At 64.9% G+C, this 19,044-nt stretch carries 17 protein-coding genes and 1 pseudogene; 5 read left to right on the plus strand and 13 right to left on the minus strand.

Annotation, left to right across the window (positions count from 1 at the left end; all coding sequences use genetic code 11):
• Positions 1 to 19 precede the first annotated feature (19 nt).
• From ACTIFE_RS08820 to ACTIFE_RS08830, 3 genes are all read left to right on the plus strand, one after another.
• Positions 20 to 793, plus strand: coding sequence for an SDR family oxidoreductase (locus ACTIFE_RS08820; protein WP_439528786.1), 774 nt, complete (start codon positions 20 to 22; stop codon positions 791 to 793).
• A 165-nt stretch (positions 794 to 958) separates the two neighbouring features.
• Positions 959 to 2,254 carry an adenylate/guanylate cyclase domain-containing protein gene (locus ACTIFE_RS08825; RefSeq protein WP_439528787.1) on the plus strand — a complete coding sequence of 432 codons (1,296 nt, stop codon included), beginning with the start codon at positions 959 to 961 and terminating at the stop codon, positions 2,252 to 2,254.
• 260 nt (positions 2,255 to 2,514) lie between these two features.
• On the plus strand, positions 2,515 to 2,646 hold the full coding sequence (locus tag ACTIFE_RS08830; protein ID WP_439528788.1) for a hypothetical protein: 132 nt from the start codon (positions 2,515 to 2,517) through the stop codon (positions 2,644 to 2,646).
• A gap of 66 nt (positions 2,647 to 2,712) precedes the next feature.
• On the opposite strand, the gene ACTIFE_RS08835 is transcribed toward ACTIFE_RS08830, so the two are convergent.
• The 11 genes from ACTIFE_RS08835 to ACTIFE_RS08885 all read right to left on the minus strand — a co-directional run bounded on the left by ACTIFE_RS08835 (position 2,713) and on the right by ACTIFE_RS08885 (position 14,550).
• Complete coding sequence (locus tag ACTIFE_RS08835) at positions 2,713 to 4,473, minus strand: SulP family inorganic anion transporter (protein ID WP_439528789.1); 1,761 nt, start codon at positions 4,471 to 4,473, stop codon at positions 2,713 to 2,715.
• 80 nt (positions 4,474 to 4,553) lie between these two features.
• On the minus strand, positions 4,554 to 4,817 hold the full coding sequence (locus tag ACTIFE_RS08840; RefSeq protein WP_439528790.1) for a helix-turn-helix domain-containing protein: 264 nt from the start codon (positions 4,815 to 4,817) through the stop codon (positions 4,554 to 4,556).
• A 145-nt stretch (positions 4,818 to 4,962) separates the two neighbouring features.
• The gene (locus ACTIFE_RS08845) at positions 4,963 to 5,172 is read right to left on the minus strand and encodes a hypothetical protein (RefSeq protein WP_439528791.1); all 210 of its coding nucleotides are present in this window, start codon (positions 5,170 to 5,172) and stop codon (positions 4,963 to 4,965) included.
• A 33-nt stretch (positions 5,173 to 5,205) separates the two neighbouring features.
• On the minus strand, positions 5,206 to 5,760 hold the full coding sequence (locus tag ACTIFE_RS08850) for a CoxG family protein (protein WP_439528792.1): 555 nt from the start codon (positions 5,758 to 5,760) through the stop codon (positions 5,206 to 5,208).
• A gap of 26 nt (positions 5,761 to 5,786) precedes the next feature.
• Entirely contained in the window at positions 5,787 to 6,596 is an 810-nt protein-coding gene (locus ACTIFE_RS08855; protein ID WP_439528880.1) for an XdhC family protein, read from the minus strand.
• A gap of 71 nt (positions 6,597 to 6,667) precedes the next feature.
• Positions 6,668 to 7,873: a vWA domain-containing protein gene (locus tag ACTIFE_RS08860; protein ID WP_439528793.1), complete on the minus strand. Its 1,206-nt coding sequence runs from the start codon at positions 7,871 to 7,873 to the stop codon at positions 6,668 to 6,670.
• Between the two features lie 7 nt (positions 7,874 to 7,880).
• On the minus strand, positions 7,881 to 8,759 hold the full coding sequence (locus tag ACTIFE_RS08865) for an AAA family ATPase (RefSeq protein ID WP_439528794.1): 879 nt from the start codon (positions 8,757 to 8,759) through the stop codon (positions 7,881 to 7,883).
• A gap of 437 nt (positions 8,760 to 9,196) precedes the next feature.
• Positions 9,197 to 11,617 carry an aerobic carbon-monoxide dehydrogenase large subunit gene (locus tag ACTIFE_RS08870; RefSeq protein WP_439528795.1) on the minus strand — a complete coding sequence of 807 codons (2,421 nt, stop codon included), beginning with the start codon at positions 11,615 to 11,617 and terminating at the stop codon, positions 9,197 to 9,199.
• Entirely contained in the window at positions 11,614 to 12,123 is a 510-nt protein-coding gene (locus ACTIFE_RS08875; RefSeq protein ID WP_439528796.1) for a (2Fe-2S)-binding protein, read from the minus strand. Before ACTIFE_RS08875 ends, ACTIFE_RS08870 begins: the two co-directional genes overlap by 4 nt.
• An 11-nt stretch (positions 12,124 to 12,134) precedes the next feature.
• Complete coding sequence (locus ACTIFE_RS08880; protein ID WP_439528797.1) at positions 12,135 to 13,001, minus strand: FAD binding domain-containing protein; 867 nt, start codon at positions 12,999 to 13,001, stop codon at positions 12,135 to 12,137.
• A 235-nt stretch (positions 13,002 to 13,236) separates the two neighbouring features.
• Positions 13,237 to 14,550 (minus strand): MHYT domain-containing protein, encoded by a 1,314-nt coding sequence (locus ACTIFE_RS08885; RefSeq protein WP_439528798.1) that lies wholly within the window; start codon positions 14,548 to 14,550, stop codon positions 13,237 to 13,239.
• Between the two features lie 181 nt (positions 14,551 to 14,731).
• On the opposite strand from ACTIFE_RS08885, the pseudogene ACTIFE_RS08890 reads away from it, so the two are divergent.
• A pseudogene (locus ACTIFE_RS08890) lies at positions 14,732 to 15,489 on the plus strand (SDR family oxidoreductase).
• On the opposite strand, the gene mnmD reads toward ACTIFE_RS08890, so the two are convergent.
• Positions 15,473 to 16,258: a tRNA (5-methylaminomethyl-2-thiouridine)(34)-methyltransferase MnmD gene (gene mnmD / locus ACTIFE_RS08895; protein WP_439528799.1), complete on the minus strand. Its 786-nt coding sequence runs from the start codon at positions 16,256 to 16,258 to the stop codon at positions 15,473 to 15,475. The pseudogene ACTIFE_RS08890 and the gene mnmD overlap by 17 nt on opposite strands.
• A gap of 70 nt (positions 16,259 to 16,328) precedes the next feature.
• On the opposite strand from mnmD, the gene ACTIFE_RS08900 reads away from it, so the two are divergent.
• Entirely contained in the window at positions 16,329 to 17,474 is a 1,146-nt protein-coding gene (locus ACTIFE_RS08900) for an NAD(P)/FAD-dependent oxidoreductase (RefSeq protein WP_439528800.1), read from the plus strand.
• 21 nt (positions 17,475 to 17,495) lie between these two features.
• Here ACTIFE_RS08900 and ACTIFE_RS08905 read toward each other — a convergent pair whose 3' ends face one another.
• Positions 17,496 to 18,983 (minus strand): hypothetical protein, encoded by a 1,488-nt coding sequence (locus ACTIFE_RS08905; RefSeq protein ID WP_439528801.1) that lies wholly within the window; start codon positions 18,981 to 18,983, stop codon positions 17,496 to 17,498.
• Positions 18,984 to 19,044 lie beyond the last annotated feature (61 nt).

The raw sequence follows: 19,044 nt of genomic DNA on the forward strand, positions 1-19,044 counted from the left end.
GGCAACGAAGGAGACCCTGATGAGCAATCACAGCATCCAAGGAAAGACCGTTCTGATCGCCGGTGGCGCCAAGAATCTCGGCGGCCTGATCGCGCGCGATCTGGCCGCACAGGGCGCAAAGGCAATTGCCGTTCACTACAACAGCGAGAGCACACGGGCGGCTGCCGAGGAAACGGCCGCCGCGGTTCGTCAGTCTGGCGCAAAGGCTGCCATCTTTCAGGCAGACCTGACCACGGCGAATGCCAATGCCAAACTGTTTGCCGATGCCACTGCTGCACTCGGCCGGCCGGATATCGCGATCAACACCGTCGGCATGGTTCTGAAGAAGCCGATCACCGAGATCTCTGAAAACGAGTATGACGCCATGGCGGCGATCAACTCGAAGTCAGCGTTCTTCTTCCTCAAGGAGGCCGGTCTGGCAGTCAACGACAATGGCAAGATCGTTACTCTTGTGACGTCCTTGCTGGGTGCCTACACCCCTTTCTACTCCATCTACGAGGGCATGAAAGCGCCGGTCGAGCACTTCACGCGCGCTGCGTCAAAGGAGTTTGGCGCAAGGGGCATTTCGGTCAACGCTATCGGCCCCGGCCCAATGGACACGCCCTTCTTCTACGGACAAGAATCCCCGGAGGCACAGGCGTATCACAAGAGCGCGGCCGCATTGTCCGCCTTTTCCAGAACCGGATTGACCGACATCGAAGATATCATTCCTTGGATCCGTCTTCTGGTGTCGGACGGCTGGTGGATGACCGGCCAGACCATTCTGGTCAACGGCGGCTACACAACGAAGTGACGCTCCTGTTCTTCCCCTGACGACGGGTGGAGTACTCCTAGACAAATGGTCCGCCGCCGTGATGCACTCGATGCCATGGCGACGGGCAGCCCACTTGAACCGTTGCCGACACTCGCACCGTGGGCTGTGATCAAGGCCCTCTGCAACTTCTTGACAGGAAGATCCATGGTCCAGTCGTCCGAGACGTCAAAGGTTCCCGAGCGCGTCTATCCGCCGATGGTCCGGCTGCTTGCCCGGTCATCCGGCAGCCCGGACAGCGTGCCAATCGGACAGTGTCGCCACGAGATCGAGCGTTGGCTGCTGGACGAGGGCGGGCGGGTCCCAACATTGCACGCCTTGTTCGAAGCGTTCTGCTGGCGTCTGGTGGTCGCCGGAATTCCCTTGCACCGGGCAAGCCTGCATGTCGGCACCCTGCATCCGCAGTTGCTGGGCTTTGCCTGGAACTGGAGCGAAGCCGACGGGTTCTGTGACGAGGTCCAGGTCAGCGAGGAGGCGTTGCAGCATCCAGCGTTCCTGCGCAGCCCGCTGTCCGTTGTCTTCCGGACAGGCCAGGAACTCGTTCTCGATCCGCGCGATGAAGCGACTGTGGCGCAATATGGCCTGATGGCCGACCTGCGCCAGGCCGGCTTTACCCAGTATGTTGCCCTTCCCCTGGGGGCCGGCGATTATCACAATGTCGCAACCGTCGCGACGCGTCATCCGGATGGGTACTCACCCGAGCAGCACGAAATCCTGCGCTCGCTGCTGCGCCTGCTCGCCCTTCATGTCGAACGGCACATCGCCGTCAGGATCTCGCAAAATGTGGTCGAAACCTATCTGGGGGTCGACGCTGGCAAGGCGGTGCTCGACGGCGTGATCAAGCGCGGCAAAGGCAGCCGCATCGAAGCGGTCATCTGGGTCTCGGACCTTCGCGGTTTCACAGATCTTTCCGACCGGCTGGCACCAGACGACATGCTGCTGATCCTGAACGCCTATTTCTCGCAGATGGTCGGCGCGGTAACGCGAGCGGGCGGCGACGTCCTCAAATTTGTCGGCGACGGCCTGCTGGCAGTTTTCCCGCTGGACCGAACCTACCCCGGAACCAGCGCCGCCGGCGCCGCCCTGGCCGCAGCGCTGGAGGCAGAAGCGGCAGTTGCCAGCCTTGGCACTACCCCGCCCGATGAACTCGCCGATATTAAGGGATGGGCTCCCCTCCGCTCCGGGATCGGCCTGCATGTCGGCGATGTCTTCTTCGGCAATGTCGGTGCACCGAACCGGCTGGATTTCACCGTAATTGGTTCGGCCGTCAACACGGCAAGCCGGGTCGAAGGCCTCACGAAGCCCTTGGCAAGCCCGATCATCCTGACCGCACCGGTGGCTGACGCGATCACCATCCCCGTCGAAAGCCTTGGCCGGCACAGCCTGCGCGGGCTTCCCGAGCCGATTGAGCTGTTCGAGCCGGCCCGGCCACACAACTCCTGAACGACACGCCAGAACAATCCTGGGGGGCTGGGCCGAAGGGGCCGGCCGTTTTCGCATGAACCTGAGCCGGCAACGCACGCTGCACATTTATTCTGCAACCGACGGTCGAGCGTCGTGAAACCGACATATTGGTCTAGTTATCTATACATTCGGAGCAAAACGCACATGGTACGCCTTGAAATGTGCACTCAATGCACATACCTTAGCGGAAAGAAGAACGCGTAAGCGCCCCATACCACCAGACGCAGGAGAACAAGACCATGAACGTCTACACTGCCCGTGCCCTGATCATCGATCACCGGCAGGACTACAACCGCGACCGGCTGCCCTGGCTGCCTTCGAGCCTCTATCGCCTCTTCGCCGAAGCGGTGAAGACCAATCGCAAAGCCTGACGCATCCCATGCGGACGCCATGAAAGCCCCGGTCATTCCGGGGCTTTTGCTTTGTCTCGCTTGGCCTTAACTCGTGCAAGCCGCGTCCAGCGCAAGTCGGGCTGCACGGACTGCCGTCTCCAGATCCGGCTGGAAGTGCACTTCGCCGTCCTTCAGGCCATGGGTGACAAGCGCGCCGCGAATCGCCGGGCTCGCACCGACAAGGTAAAGGGCGACACTGCGCCCCGATGCCTTGCGCACCACACCGATCATCGTCAGGGCAGCGGTGGAATCGATGAGCGCAACCCCTGAGAAATCCAGCACCAGCGCCTTGTGCTGATCCGCGATCCGTTCCAGCACAGTGCCGACCGTTGCAGCCGAGCCGAAGAAGAAGGCTCCGGACAAGCGATACACAACGAGATCAGGATCGCTGGCAAGACCAGCCTCGAACGGACTTTCGCCGCGCAGGTAGGCAAGAGCGCTGTCGTCGCCCTGCATGCGGTCAGCCGCATCCTCGCTGACAAACGGCTTGTGCTGTTCCACCTGCACGAGCTTCGCCATCCGGTCGATGAAGATCGCCGCACCGAGCGCGACCCCCACCAAAATGGCCTCCGTCAGGTCACGGAACAGGGTCAGGAAGAAGGTGGCGGCAAAGACCAGCGTGTCCGCACGCGAACTTCGGATGATGGTGATGATCGCATGCCGCTCGAGCATGTTCCAGGCCACGACGGCGAGGACACCGGCCAGCGCCGCCAGCGGGATGTAGCCGGCAAGCGGGGCGGCCACGAGCAAGAACAGCAGCAGGAAGACCGAGTGCAGCATGCCAGCAACCGGTGACGTCGCACCGGCGCGGACGTTGGTGGCCGTGCGCGCAATGGTGCCTGTAACGCAGATGCCGCCGAACAGCGCCGAGCCGATGTTGGCGATGCCCTGAGCCACCAGCTCGCAGTTCGACCGGTGACGGCGTCCGGTCATCCCGTCGGCGACCACTGCAGAGAGCAGCGACTCGATGGCCCCCAGCAGGGCGAAACTGATCGCCTCCGGCAGCACAGCCAGCATCTTGCCGGGCGAAAAGTCAGGCAGCGCGGGCACCGGCAGGCCAGCCGGGATGCCACCAAACCGCGAGGCGATTGTGTCCACCGGCAAACCGAGGGTAGCGGCAGCGACAGAGGCGAGGACAACGGCGATCAACAAGCCGGGCCAGTGCGGCCGGTAGCGCCGCAACAGCAGAATGACGGCAATCGTTCCCGCTGCAACGGCGACCGTGGCTCCGCTGACCGTCGGCAGGGCGCCAACCAGGGCTGGCAGCTTTTCCGCCAGCGGTCCGGGCTCCGGCCCGTTCAGGCTCAGACCGAACAGATCCTTGAGCTGGCTGGCAAGAATGATGACGCCGATGCCCGCCGTGAAGCCGACCGTCACCGGATGCGGGATATACTTGATGTAGGTGCCAAGCCGGAAAGCTCCGATCAGGGCAAGGAACACGCCGGACATCAGGGTGGCAAGGATCAACCCCTCCATGCCATGGCGGGCGATGCAGGCGGCGACGAGCACGATGAAGGCCCCCGCTGGCCCGCCAACCTGATAGCGGCTTCCGCCGAGGGCGGAGACCAGAAACCCGCCGACAATGGCTGTTGTCAGCCCTGCGCCAGGCGAGGCTCCGGAGGCAATGGCAATCGCCATCGACAATGGCAGGGCGACAATCGCAACCGTCAGGCCGGCAATGGCATCTGCCCTCAGGCGTGCCGGGCCGTAGCCCTCGCGCAGGGCGGTAACGAGTTTCGGTGTGAACAGTTCGGCAATTGTTGGATTGCCGCCTTGCAGCGCTGACGGACCCGAACCACTGGACATGGCATCCTCACGGCCCCGGCGCTGGCTTTGGGGACCTGACCGCACGCCGGGGCTGCAACGGCCAGTCCACGAGCCCAACGCTAGCTACCGGCAGAGGACCGGTCACGCAGACGAACGCCGCGACCACCGGACAGGCTCGCGGCGTTCTCACCGATCAGTTCGATACCAGCGCGTTCGAGAGCTTCAACAACACGGGTCAGCGTCTCGACAACACCGCGCACCGTGCCGTTGCTGGCCTCCATGCGCTGGATTGTCGGCACGGACACACCAGCCATCTCGGCCAGGGTTCTCTGGTCGATGCCGAGCAAGGCCCGGGCGGCCTTGAGCTGTGCCGAGGTCAACATGGTTCTGCCTTGTCGATACTGATGTTTCAGATATCACTATTGGGCAAAATCATATGACAATAAGCCTCTCAGCATCAAGAGGCGATGGTTCGAACCTGCATCCTGAAAACGCTAGGCATTGCGTGCCCTTTCAGGCACTGGCCAGCTAAACTGCGGAACTGCAGAGTGCGGCAAGCCCGTGCCAGCTTTCCATCGAAGGCAAAAGACAACAGGCATGGACGGCGGCCAACGCCGACACCAGAGCCGCTCCCGTTCCAAGGGCAAGGCGGATCGATGGATCGGCAAGGATCTCCGCCAGTGTTTCATCGCGCTCCCGGCCCTGGCCCGTATCAAGGCTGATGGTCATGCCTGTCATCTTGTTCTTCTCCTCACCTCTGATAGGCCTCGCTCAGGCCTCAGCGTCCGCTGCAGCGTCATCTTTCTTCTTGCCGAACAGGCCACCGAACCAGCCCTTCTTCTCGCCCTCGGCCGGCTCGGCAGCTGCCTCGGCATCCGGTGCCGGCGGCGCGACGATGTCGCCGAAGCTCTTGAAGAACTCCCCGGCCAGGCGCTTGGCGGTGGAATCGATCAGGCGCGCGCCGAGCTGGGCGAGCTTGCCGCCGACATTGGCGTCGACCTCGTAGTTCAGAATGGTGGCGTCCGGTCCGTCTTCCTCGAGCCAGACCTTGGCGCCGCCACGGGCAAATCCGGCCACGCCGCCGAAACCTTCGCCATCGATGCGGTAGCCCTTCGGCGGATCCAGCTCGCTCAAGGTTACCTTGCCGCCGAAAGTCGCCTTCACCGGCCCGACCTTCAGCGTCACCTTGGCTTCCAGCTCGGTGTCGGAATGCTTGATCAACTCCTCGCAGCCGGGGATAGCGGCCTTGAGCACGTCCGGATCGTTCAGAGCCTCCCACACCTTCTGACGCGGGGCTTCAATTCGTTGACTGTCGGCCATCTGCATGGGGCTGTTTCCTCGGCTTGATCGGACTACGGAATTTTTGCCAGTTCTGGGGTGTCACGCTGTCCCTTGCGTCGCAACACGATGATCTCGGCCAGCACGGACAGGGCGATTTCTTCGGGAGTGATGGCGCCAAGGTCAAGCCCGGCCGGGGCTTTCATCCGGCCAATCTGGTTCAAACCGATACCATCCCCCTGCAGCTTTTGTGACAGGGCCTCCGCCTTCTTTCGGCTGCCGACAAAAGCGACGTGTTCGGCCTCGACGGCAAGTGCCGCCTTCAGAGCCACCAGATCGCCGCGCCCTTGCGTGGCGACCACGACATAGCGGGCAGCCGGACTTTCAACCGGCAGGGCATATCCCTCGATCCGCTCGTCCGCCGACGCGAACACCGGCTGGTCCTCCGGCAGGGCGCAGACGGTCAGGTCAAACCCGAGACGCGGCCCAAGGTCCGCCAGGGCAACGGCAACCGGGCTCGCGCCCAGCACGACCAGACGCGGGCGCGGCAGCACCGGCTCGACAAAGACATCCATCGTGCCCTTGCTCGGACACATGCTTCTGGCGTAGCGCACGCCCTGACGCTCATCCCCCGCTGCGACGCCTTGTTCGGCGAGGAGATCTTCCGGCTGTACCGAGATGAGCCGCGGCTGTCCGTCGGCCAGCGCCTCGCGCGCGGCCTTCAGCACCGCGCCGCGGGCGCAGCCGCCGCCGATCCAGCCGGCGAGCATCGTGCCATCAGGCGCGATCACCGCCTTGGCCCCGGCCTTGGCCGCTGTAACGGAGACAGTGCGCACCACTGTGGCAAGAGCATAGGGCGCGCCCTCCCGGCGCAGGCGGTCCATCACGGAGTTGACGTCGCTGGCGTCCCAGTGGGGTGGTTGTTGCGTGGTCGATGGGGTCATGGGGCTGATCCTCACACCTTGGCCAGATAGGGTTCGAGCGCTGCCAGGCTTTTCAGATTGTGGGCGGGCGCGAACAGGTCGACATGGGGCAGCGCGGCTGCCATGCCGGCGGCAACCGGCGCATAGCCGTCGCTGCCGAGGAGCGGATTGAGCCAGACGATGCTGCGGCAGCGGCGGGCCAGCCGGGCCATTTCCGCGCCGATCTCCTCGGCCGGGCCGGTGTCATAGCCGTCGGAGAGGATGATGACGCAGCTGCGCGAGGTCAGCACCCGGGCCGCGTGCCAGCGGTTGAAGTCGGCCAGCGCCGCGCCGATGCGCGTGCCGCCGCCGACGCCCTGCGCCATCAGCCCCAGCCGGTCCAGCGCCCGCGCCGCATCCCGCTCCTTCAGCGCGGAGGACACATGCACCAGCCGGGTGTGAAACAGAAAGGCATCGGCCTGCCGGAAGGCATCCAGCAGACCATGCACGAAGCGCACGAACACGCCGGTGTAATTGTTCATCGAGCCCGAGGCATCCAGCAGTACAACGAGGCGCAACTGGCGGAGCTTCGGCCCCTTGCGCACCAGATCCAGCGGCAGGCCGCCGCGGGCCACCGACTTGCGCAAGGTGCGGCGCAGGTCGAGGCGCGGTCCGCCGCTGCGGATGCGGTCGCGGCGGGTGAGACGGCGGCGCATCACCAGCGCAAGCCGTTCGGCCAGCCGGTGCGCCTCGGCCTCCAGCTCGGGATCGCGGATCTTGCGGAAGTCGGTCTCGGCAAGGTTCTCCGCCCGGCTTGCGCCCTCGCGGGTGCCAGCCGGGTCCTCCTCGCCGGCCTCCGGGGCTTCTGCCTCGCGGCTGACATCCAGCGCGGGCGACGAGCGGCGCGCGGCCTGTTCGTCCTGCATCTGCTTCAGCGTGCGGGCACCACCGCTCTCCCCTGCAGAGCCGGCGAGCGCCACCGCCTTCTTCATGCCCTTGTGCAGGAAGTGCGCATCAAACAGCGCATCGAAGGCGAGCCAGTCCGAGCGCCGACCGCAGAACAGGGCCTTCAAGGCCGGGCGCAACGTTGCCGCGCGCTGGCCGGCGGCACCCGTCACCAGCCGGCCCGCATCCGCCGCCTCGCTCGGGCCGATGCGGAACCCCTTGTCGCGCAGCAGCGCGACGAAGGCCGCCAGCGTCAGGCGCAGGGCGGGACCCGGTTCAAACTCGGTGGTCTGGGTGGCGACGGCTTGGCTCATGTCCTCCTCACGCAACCTTGCCGATGAGCCGGTCCGTCACCTCGCGGGTGATGCGGGACCGGTCCTCGCGGGTTTTCAGGACGCAGGCGAGCGTGTCGAAGACCAGCTCCCGGTCCCGGGCGAGATGGGTGCCGCCCAGCCCCGTCAGCGCGGCCGCCCAGTCGATGGTCTCGGCGACGCCCGGCACCTTGGCGAGATCCTCCTTGCGCAGCCGGCTCATCAGCTCGGCGATCTGCAGGGCAAAGGCCGTGTCGATGCCGGGAACCCGGGCGCGCAGGATCTCGGCCTCACGCCCGACGTCCGGGTAGTCGACATAATGATAGAGGCAGCGGCGGCGCAGGGCGTCGGAGAGTTCGCGCGTGCCGTTGGAGGTGAGCACGACGCGGGGAATGCTGGCGGCCGGAATGGTGCCAAGCTCCGGGATCGAGACCTGATAGTCCGACAGGACTTCCAGCAGGAAGGCCTCGAACTCCTCATCGGCCCGGTCGACCTCGTCGATCAGGAGCACCACCGGGCGCTCACTGCGGATGGCAGCGAGCAGCGGCCGCTGCAGCAGGTATTTTTCCGAGAAGATGGCGTTCTCGATCGCGTCCGGATCGCCCTGCCCCTCATGCGCCTTGATGGCGAGAAGCTGGCGCTGGTAGTTCCATTCGTAAAGCGCATCAGAGCGGTCGAGACCCTCGAAGCACTGCAGCCGGATCAGGTCTGTGCCCTCGCTGGCCGCCAAAGCCTTGGCGACCTCCGTCTTGCCGACCCCGGCCTCACCTTCCAGGAGCAGAGGCCGCGCCAGCACCTCCATCAGCAGCACGGCCGTCAGCAGTCCCTCGTCGGCGATGTAGCCGGCGCTGGCAAAGGCCTTGGCGATGCTGTCCTTGGTTCGAGTCATGGATAAGTCCGGTCCTGATGTGGGGTGAAGCGAATGCGGAGGCTCAACGTTCCCCATGCGCATCTGGCAAGGCCGCAGTCCCTCTCCCCCGTTGTGTCAGCGCCGTCGCACGTGAAATCTGGCACGTGTTCGAAGTGAAGGACTGTGCCCATAAAATTTAACCCGCCGGAGCCTCTCCGCTCCCCTCCCCCGCGGGGGGGGGGGGGTGGGGGTGGGGGGAACGGACTTGGATCCAAGCAGCTTGCGTTCTTGGCCAAGTCATCTTCAGACGCCTTGTGATCCGACGACCTCCCCTGCCCCCCCCTCACCCCTCCCCACGAGGGGGAGGGGGCTGAGAGGCCTACCGGAAGACACAAGGTGACATCCAGCCTGCACGAAACTGCGCCACCCCCGCGCCCCGGACGGAGCGCAAGCGCCCCGCCCGGCCTCTGGCGTTGTCAGGCCGTCGCGCCGAGTTCCTTGGCCACTTTCCAGAGGCGCCAGCTGTCATGCGGCATCTGGATGTGGGTGGAGCCCAAGAAAGCGAAGGCATCGTTGACCGCGTTGGAGAAGGCCGGCACGCCGCCGACATTCGGGCTTTCGCCCACGCCCTTGGCCCCGATCGGGTGATGCGGGCTGGGGGTCACGGTAAAGTCCGTTTCCCAGTGTGGCGTCTCGACGGCGGTCGGCAGGAAGAAGTCCATGAAGGACGCCCCCATGACGTTGCCGGCCTCGTCGTAGCGGATCTCCTGCCCCATCGCGATGGCGAAGGCTTCGGTCAGGCCGCCATGCACCTGGCCTTCGATGATCATCGGGTTGATGCGGGTGCCGCAGTCATCGAGCGCGTAGAAGCGCCGGGTCTTGGCAACGCCCGTATCGACGTCGATGTCCATCACGCAGAAATAGGCTCCGAACGGATAGGTCATGTTGGGCGGATCATAATAGCTGACCGCTTCCAGCCCCGGTTCCATGCCCGGGGGCGGCAGATGATAGGCGGCCCAGGCGATCTCGGTCATGGACTTGCGCGCCTCAGGGTTGCCCTTCACCTGGAACCCATCGACATCCCACTCCAGATCGTACTCGGAGACCTCGAGCATGTGGGCCGCGATCATCTGCGCCTTGGCGCGGATCTTGCGGGCCGCCAGCGCGATGGCCGCACCGGCGACCGGCGTGGAGCGCGAGCCATAGGTGCCAAGGCCGTAGGGGGCCGTGTCGGTGTTGCCTTCTTCCACCATGATGTTCTCGGCCGGGATGCCGATCTCGGTGGCGATGATCTGGGCCCAGGTGGTCTCATGTCCCTGGCCCTGGCTCTTGGTGCCCATGCGCGAGATCACCGATCCGGTCGGATGGACGCGGATCTCGGCGCTGTCGAACATGGCAACGCCCAGGATGTCGCAGTTCTTGGACGGGCCGGCGCCGACGATCTCGGTGAAGAACGAGATGCCGATCCCCATGATCTCGCGGGTCTCGCCGCGCCGGAACGCTTCCTGCTTCTGCTTCTGCTCCTCGCGCAGCGCGCGATAGTTCAGCGTGTCCATCGCCTTCTGCATGGCGAGGTGATAGTCGCCGCTGTCATATTCCCAGCCAAGCGCCGACTGGTAGGGGAACTGGTCGCGGCGGATGAAGTTCTTCATCCTGAGGTCCGCCGGATCCATCCCGAGCTTCTGCGCCAGGATGTCCATGCCCCGCTCGATGCAGTAGGCAGCTTCCGTCACGCGGAACGAGCAGCGGTAGGCAACGCCGCCGGGCGCCTTGTTGGTGTAGACGCCGTCGACCGAGAGATGGGCGACGGGGAAGTCATAGGAGCCGGTGACGATGTTGAAGAAGCCGGCCGGCCACTTCGACGGATCGGCGCAGGCATCGAAGCCGCCGTGGTCGGCCAGCACATGCACGCGCAGGCCCGTCACCGTGCCATCCTTGCGGGCGGCGATCTCGGTGGTCATGTGATAGTCGCGGGCAAAGGACGTGGTGGAGAGGTTCTCCATCCGGTCCTCGACCCATTTCACCGGACGGCCCGTGACGATGGAGGCGACGATGGCGCAGATGTAGCCGGGATAGGCACCGACCTTGTTGCCGAAGCCGCCGCCAATGTCCGGCGCGATGACGTGGATCTTGTGCTCCGGGATCGTCGAGAGCAGCGAGGCCACGGTGCGGATGACATGCGGGGCCTGGAAGGTGCCGTAAAGCGTCAGTTCGCCCTTCACCTTGTCCATCGCCGCGACGCACTGGCAGGTTTCCAGCGGCGAGGGATGGGTGCGGTGATAGGAAATCAGCTCCTTGATCGTGACATCGGCCTCGCGGAAGGCCTTGTCGGTCAGGTCCTTGTCGCCGACATCCCAGGTGAAGATGTGGTTGTGGTGCTTGCGCGGGCCGTGCGCACCGCTCGTCTTGCCGACCAGATCCTCGCGCAGCACCGGCGCATCCGGGTCCATCGACTTGAACGGGTCGACCAGAACCGGCAGTTCCTCATATTCCACATCGACAAGCTGGATCGCATCATCGGCGAGATAGCGGTCCTCAGCGAGCACGAAGGCGACTTCCTGGTTCTGGTACAGCACCTTGCCGTCAGCCAGCACCATCTGCACGTCGCCGGCGAGCGTCGGCATCCAGGCGAGGTTGACGCCCTTGAGGTCTTCCGCCGTCAGAACCGCAATCACGCCCGGCAGGGCCAGGGCCCGCGAGGCATCGATCTTCTTTACCCGTGCATGCGGATAAGGGGAGCGGACGAAGTCGCCGAACAGCATGCCGGGCATCTTGATGTCGTCGACATACTGGCCCTTGCCCTGCGTGAAGCGGATGTCCTCGACGCGCTTGCGCTTGCAGCCCATGCCTTCCAGCCGGGCCTCGCGCTGTTCCTTGGTCAGCGTCATGTCGTTCATTCTGCTGCCTCCTGGAAGTCACGCCCGGCCAGCTTGGCGGCGGCGTACTGGATCGCCTTGACGATGTTCTGGTAGCCGGTGCAGCGGCACAGGTTACCGGCAATGCCGGCGCGGATTTCCGCTTCGGTCGGGTCCGGGTTTTCCTTCAAGAGCACATGCGCGCGCAGGATCATGCCGGGCGTGCAATAGCCGCACTGCAGGCCATGCATCTGGCGGAAGCCTTCCTGCAAAGCCGACAGGGTGCCATCGGCAGCGGCCATGCCTTCGATGGTGGTGATCTCCGCCCCGTTCGCCTGGACGGCGAACATGGTGCAGGACTTCACCGACATGCCGTTCATCTCGATGGTGCAGGCGCCGCAGTGGGATGTCTCGCAGCCGATATGCGGGCCTGTAAGGGACAGTTCCTCGCGCAGGAAGTGGATCAGAAGCGTGCGCGGCTCGACGAAGCGCTGCACCTTCTTGCCATTGACCGTGAGGGTCAGGGGATGCTTTTCGATTTCGCTCATTTTTGTCTCCCTCAGGCCGCTGCGCGGTCATAGGCGCGGGCCAGTGCCCGGCGCAGCATCACGCCGGCCATGCGCGTGCGGTATTCCGCCGGCCCACGGCCGTCGGAGGCGGGATTGGTGATTGCTTCGGCTGCAGCCACGGCACGGGTGACGACATCGGCTTCCATGGACGATCCGGTCAGGATACGGCCCGCCTCCTCGGCAAACAGCGGCGTGTCGGCGACATTGGTGAGGCCGATGGCGCAGGAGGTGATCTGATGTCCGCTGCGGGTCAGCATCACGGCAGCCGCCGCCGTGGCGTAGTCGCCGACCTTGCGCTTCAGCTTTTCGTAGGCATAGCCGTGCCCGGCAGCCGGCACCGGAATGCGGATCGCGGCCACGATCTCGTCGGGGCTCAGTGCGGTGAAATAAGCCGCTTCGTAGAACTCGCGCGCAGCCACATGGCGTTCGCCCGACGGGCCGACGAGCACGTAGCTCGCATCGAGACACTGCATCAGCGCCGGCATGTCGTTGCCCGGATCGCCGTTGGCGACATTGCCGCCGATGGTGCCCAGATAGCGGATCTGAGGATCGGCGATGACCAGCGAGGTCTCGCGCAGGATCGGCAGCTTGCTGGCGAGAAGTTCGGATCCGATCACTTCGTGCTGGGTGGTCGTCGCGCCGATGACGATGTGGCCCCCGTCCTCGCGAATGCCTTTCAGCTCGGCGACGCCGCCGAGGTCGACAAGATGCTCGGGCGCCGCCATGCGCAGCTTCATCATCGGGATCAGGCTGTGGCCGCCGGCCAGCGGCCGGGCTTCCTCGCCGTGGCTGGCAAGAAGGGCCACCGCCTCCTGTACGGTCGATGGTCTGTGATAGGTGAACTGTCCTGGGATCACGGCTTCCTCCCTCACCGGTGCGGTCAACTCAGGGGTACCGGGCCAAACCGCTTGCTCCTGATCCTGAGGCTGGCGATGTGTGCGGTGCACGCACAACGGGAGCTGCACCATTCGCGCTGCCTCTGCACGAAATGCGTCAGCAGGGTTGCCGCATCTCGGGCGAAAAACGGATGATTTCCTCCCGCAACGGGCGGAGACGAGCAAACTCCGGTTGAATTGAACTTTGCGCGTCGGCCTACTCGGCCGCGTTGACCGTGCCGCTGGCAACGCTGGACTTTAGCCTTGGCCATTTGGACCGGCTGACCGGCGCGCTGTGGCCATGACTGCCTTCCAGCAGCACCATTCCGCTGTCCCCGGCCCGCCGCAACGCGCGGACCCGGCCGAGATTGACGATGTGCGAGCGATGCACGCGTGTGAAATGGCGCCCGTCGAGCAGGCGTTCGACTTCGGTGATCGACAGGGGACAGAAATAGGCGCGATGCAGATCGAACACCCGGGTGTAATGGGCATCCGCCTGCACGGCGACAATCTCGCCAACGGCCAGACGCGCCTTGCCGCCATCGCGCTCAATGGGCAGGGACAGGCCGCCCACGGCGAGCTGAGACCGCAGGCGTGCCTCGTCAGGCGCGCTCTGCAGGCCAAGCGCCGCGCGGCGCAACGGTTCTGCAAGACCGTCGCGCGTGGTTGCCGGCACGGACGAGAGTGCCGCCAGAGAGGCAACGCTGGTCGTTTGCGCTGCCTCGTCGTCTTCGCCCGGATGCGCTGTCTCACTGGCGGCAAAGGCGGGACCTAGCTGTGCGGCCGGCGTTGGTGCGGACAGCGCCAGCGGCGGCTCCGCCTCCTCGGTTTCCGGCACAAGGGTCAGCAGGAAGAGGCCGGAAACGAGAAAGGCCACCACCGAGACGATGATTGCAAGACTACCGGGCGACACAGCCGGCGCGCCCGTACCGCCGCCCTCCATCGGCATCAGCGTCATGCCGGCCATGGCGATGTAGTGCATCGCCGCGATGGCAAGTGCAAGCGCCAGCGCCGACACCAGAACGGGCGGACGGCGAACCGTGCCGAAGGCAAGCCAGAGCGCCAGGCCGGACACGCAGAAGGCCACCAGAAAACTGGCGCCGACAAATCGCGGATCATGGGTCATGTGCGACGAGGCATGCAGCGCCAGCATGCCGAGGTAATGCATGGTGGCAATGCCCGCGCCCATGACAAAGGCGGCGATGAGCAATCGCAACCGCGTGAGCCCGCCCCTTCGCCGTGCGGCCGTGAACACCGCCAGCCCGACGACCAGGACGCAGATCAGAAACGACAGCAACGTCGGCAGCACGAGGAAATCAACTGCCACGGGCAGCTGCGCCGCCAGCATGCCGACGAAATGCATGGACCAGATGCCAAGGGCGAGGGTCAATGCGGAGCCCGCCAGCAGCATGCGCCGGCGTGCATCGCGCGCGTCACGCACGCGGATGGCCATGCTCAATCCGACAAAGCTGCCCTGGAAGGCAACCAGAACGGACAAGGCAACGAGCCAGGGCTCATGGGTGAGTCCCATCCTCGCGTCTCCCTCCTGCCGGCACCGCGATGAACGCAGCCTCCTCCCCGGCACTGCCGTAAGGATAAGGAAAGTCTGTGAAATGTCCACAGCCCGCCAGCCATTGCATGGGCGGGGCGAGGCCTCTAACCTGCCCTCTCTTCGCCGTTCCAACTCCACCACAACACCGGGCCCAGCGAACATGTCCTTGTCGGAAAAGACCATTCTCGTCACGGGTGCCAGCGCCGGCATTGGCCGGGCCACCGCGATTGCCTTCCTTGAGGCCGGGGCACAGGTGTTCTGACGGGACGCCGGCTGGACGCCCTCAACGAGACGCTGGCCCTCTCCGGCGCGCCAACCGAACAAGCGCTATGTGTTGCCGGCGATGTCAGCGACGAGGCCTTCGTCGATGAGTTGTTCGCCGCTCTGGAGGCAAGGTTTGGCCGGCTTGACGTGGTCTTCAACAATGCAGGCATCAGCCTGCTCTCGCGCACAATCGACGAGATCAGTCCGCAGGAATTCCGGAACGTGATCGACGTGAACGTGAACGGTGCCTTTTTGATCGCCCGTGCCGCCTTCGCGCTGATGCGGCGACAGGTGCAGCAGGGCGGGCGCATCATCAACAACGGCTCGATTTCCGCGCATGTGCCGCGTCCGGGCTCGGTCGCCTACACCACGTCGAAACACGCCATCACCGGCCTCACGCGCAGCCTGTCGCTCGACGGCCGCCGCTTCAACATCGCCTGCGGCCAGATCGACATCGGCAACGCCGCCTCGGACATGACCGACGCAATGAGCAAGGGCGTGCCGCAGGCCAACGGAACGGTCGCTGCCGAGCCCGTCATGGACGTGCAGCACGTGGCCAGCTCTGTCCTGCACATGGCTGGCCTGCCGCTGGAGGCAAACGTGCAGTTCATGACGGTAATGGCCACCACGATGCCCTTTATCGGCCGGGGGTAACCTCGCCTCGCCACCCCACCGACATCTGACGCTTTCCCGCGAAGCCCTTGCGCTTCTCGACGGTGAAGCCGGCCTGGGCCAGGGCGCGGCGAACCCAGCCGGCGGATGTGTAGGTTGCGAAGCTCCCGCCCGGGGCTGTTGCTGCATAGACCGCCTGCATCAGACCCGGCTGCCAGAGCTCCGGGTTACGTGATGGGGCAAAGCCGTCGAGGAACCAGGCATCCACGGGAAGACAGGAACTTAAGGCAACAGGGGCCTTCTCGTTCACCAGCTCGGGGACAAGCCTGTTGACATCTCCAAGACCAAGCCAGAGTGTTACGCCCGGCATTTCCATCAGGTGCCAGCCCGCTGCGGCGCCCTCGCCGATGCGAGCTTTTGCCAGTAGCTGCCGCAGACTATCGGCAAGCATGCCCAGCTCCGGAAAGGCGGCATGGGCCTTCTCGAGCTGGGCGATCGACAGCGGGAAGGCCTCGACCGTGATGAAGGTCAGGTGCGGCGCGGCGGGCTGATCGCGCAGCAATGCCAGGGTGGCAAGCAGATTCAGTCCGGTACCGAAGCCGAGTTCCCCGATGACGAACTGGTCCCTGCCCTGCCAGCGCGCCGGCAGGCCGTTGCCGGCGTGAAAGACATGGGCCGTTTCGGCAAGGCCACCGGCGCGCGAAAAGTAGGTGTCGCCAAATTGCGGCGCCCGGGGCACGCCATCGTCCAGCCATTCAAGCTCTGGCGCGGCAACCGGTTGCGGCAATTTCCTTTGTTCGTCCTGAGCCATGCGATAGAACCCGCTGAGGCGGCACAGCCTGTGTCCCGATGCCTTTCCTTCCTAGCGGAGCCCGCGCCTCGTGTCCAAGTCCCCGGATGTGCTCGTCTTTGGTGCTGGCGTCTTTGGCCTGTCGGTCGCGCTCAGCGCCGCCCGCAAGGGCTTGCGGGTAACGCTTGTGGAGCAGAAAGCCATTGGCTCAGGGGCGAGCGGGGGCGTTCTTGGCGCGTTGATGCCGCACATGCCGGCCCGCTGGAACGCGAAAAAGGCGTTTCAGTTCGAGGCGCTTGCCTCCCTGTCCGGCTTTATTGCCGCCCTTGAGACTGAGACGGGCCTTGACTGCGGCTACCGCCGCTGTGGCCGGGTTCTGCCGATCACCACGGCGGACCTTCGGGCGCATCACGAGGCGCGCGCGGCCGAGGCGTTGACCCACTGGACGACCCCGGTCACCGGTTTTTCGTATGCGGTCGAGGATGCCGGCACGCTTGGCGGCTGGATTGCCCCCGAGGCGGCGCCCTTCGGCGTTGTCCGGGAAACGCTGGCGGCCCGCGTGGCGCCCCGCGCCTATCTCGGAGCGCTCGCTGCCGCGTTCACCGCCACCGGCCGCAGCGCGAACGGGAACCGGACGGAACTTCGTCTCGGCGAGGGATTTGGTGAGCTGGACGACAAAACGGGGACGGTCACGCTCTCCTCCGGCACCCGGATCAGTGCCGGCCGCATCGTCCTGGCGCAGGGCTATGCCGCGTTTGATGCGCTGGCCGCGCTCACCGGCCAGACGCTTGGCGAGGGCCAGAAGGGGCAGGCGCTTCGGATCGATGGCACGGGTCTTTCCGACATGCCCGCCGTCTATTGCGACGGGCTCTACGTCGTCCCGCACAGCGACGGCAGCGTTGCCATCGGCAGCACGGCGCTGGCTGGGGTAACCGATACCGAGCCGGAAGCGGCGGCGACGGCTGACCTCGTTGCCCGTGCCATCCGCTTCTGCCCGCAACTCGCCGGACGCCCCGTCATCGAGGCCTGGGCCGGCATTCGCCCGAAGCCGAAGGCGCGCGATCCGCTGGTTGGCGCGGTTCCGGGGCTGCGCCGCGCTTTCGTCGCCACGGGCGGTTTCAAGACCGGCTTCAGTCTCGCGCACCGCATCGCCGACGCCCTTGTGGCGGAGCTGGCGGACGAGGCGCCGCAGCATCCCCTGCCCGCCTCCTTCCGCCCCGAGGCGCATTTCGCCTGAGCGACGCATCATTCGCCTCCCTCAGTTGTCGAACAGGCTGGCAATCGCCAGCGCCTTGCGCAGGCGGTTCGGATCAATGCCGCGCAAGGAGCTTTCATCGGCATCCGGCTCATCCCCCGGCGCCAACTGCGGCGCGGGTTGAGGCTGGGAAGCTGGCTGGGCCGAGGATTGCGGCTGAGGTGCCAGCTTCAGGGCCGCTGCCACCTGCTGGGCGTTGAGCGCCGCGCCGGGGCGATCGGCTTTTAGCGCAGCATCAAGGTTGTCAAAGACCAGCGCCGGTGCCGTTGCCTGAAGTGCAGCAAGGTCAATGGAGTTCATGCGGATGATATCATCGTAGCTCTTGCTCGCCACGGCCAGGTTGCCGAACTGACGCGACGCGTAGGCCGTCAGGCTGGGATTGCAGTTCTGGTAGTAGCCGTCTTCGTTCATCATCACCTCCCGCCGCTTTTCGGCGAAAGGGGTGTACTGGCTGTTCAGGTCAAAGAGGCGATTGTTCGCCGGATCGTCCAGCAGCAGCGCAATTTCGGTGTCGGCGTAAGGATTGTCGTTGATGTCGATGGCATCGCGGATGATGACCAGGCCGCGCCCGGCGAGATCCCGGGTCAACGTCTGGTTGCCGCGTGTCATGACACTGGCGATGGGATCCTGGGCCGAGCTGTTGATGAAGGTCGCATAGTCGTAGAAATTGAAACGCTTCAGGGCGGCTCCATTCGTCGAAGCGATGTTTTCCATCGACTTGCTCGACAGGCTCAGCGCCAGCCCGCATTCCATCAGGCTGTGATGATATTGCAGGACCATCGTGGCAATCGGCACCATTTCCTCGCCAAGGCCGATGGCTGTGCCCGCGTAGATGTCCAGAAGATCGGTTCCATTCGCCCCGGCAATGAAAAACGCCAGCACATCCAGTGCATCCGTCGTGGTGCCGGAAATGTCTGCACCAATATAGGGACCGTAGAAGCGCTCCATGTATTTGACCACGGACCGGTCGAGCAGTTCGTTCTTGAAGATGCCGAGATCTGGCCATTCGGTGAGGTCAAAGTCCGTCACCGGCCGCCGGGCCCGGTTGGCCTTGTTGAAGGCGAGCTGGTTGCGCAGCCCGTCGCGAAACTGGTTCACGGCATTGACGGTTGCGTCCTGTCCGCCACCGCCAAATTCAAAATACTCGCCAACGTAGCGCAGCATGTCGCCGATGGCATAGATGTCCTGGATCGCACCATCGCGCGTTACAAAGTCATCCGCCCTTACGCGAGCGGCTTTCCGAGCGCGGTTCGCTGCATCCGCAGCGCGCTGGTCCAGCGGGCTGCCAGTGCCGGAGTCTTTTCCAGGAAGCTTTGGCAGGCTCTTGACCCAGCCTGCAAAGACAGTGGCAAAAGCGGTCCCATCCCCAGTGCCCGGCTTGAACAATTCGGCCACCAGCACGTCGGTCATGGTCGAAATCTGGGCTGACCGCAGCCGGTTGCGCGCATCCTGAACGGCACGGCCATAAATGATGATCGGATCCTTCGCCATGGTAGCTCCCTGGAACTGGCTGCACTCAGATGGAAGGGACGCGGGCGAACCGATCCTGTGA

This window comes from Pannonibacter sp. (assembly GCF_051860505.1).
In the GTDB taxonomy this organism is placed as follows: Bacteria; Pseudomonadota; Alphaproteobacteria; order Rhizobiales; family Stappiaceae; genus Pannonibacter.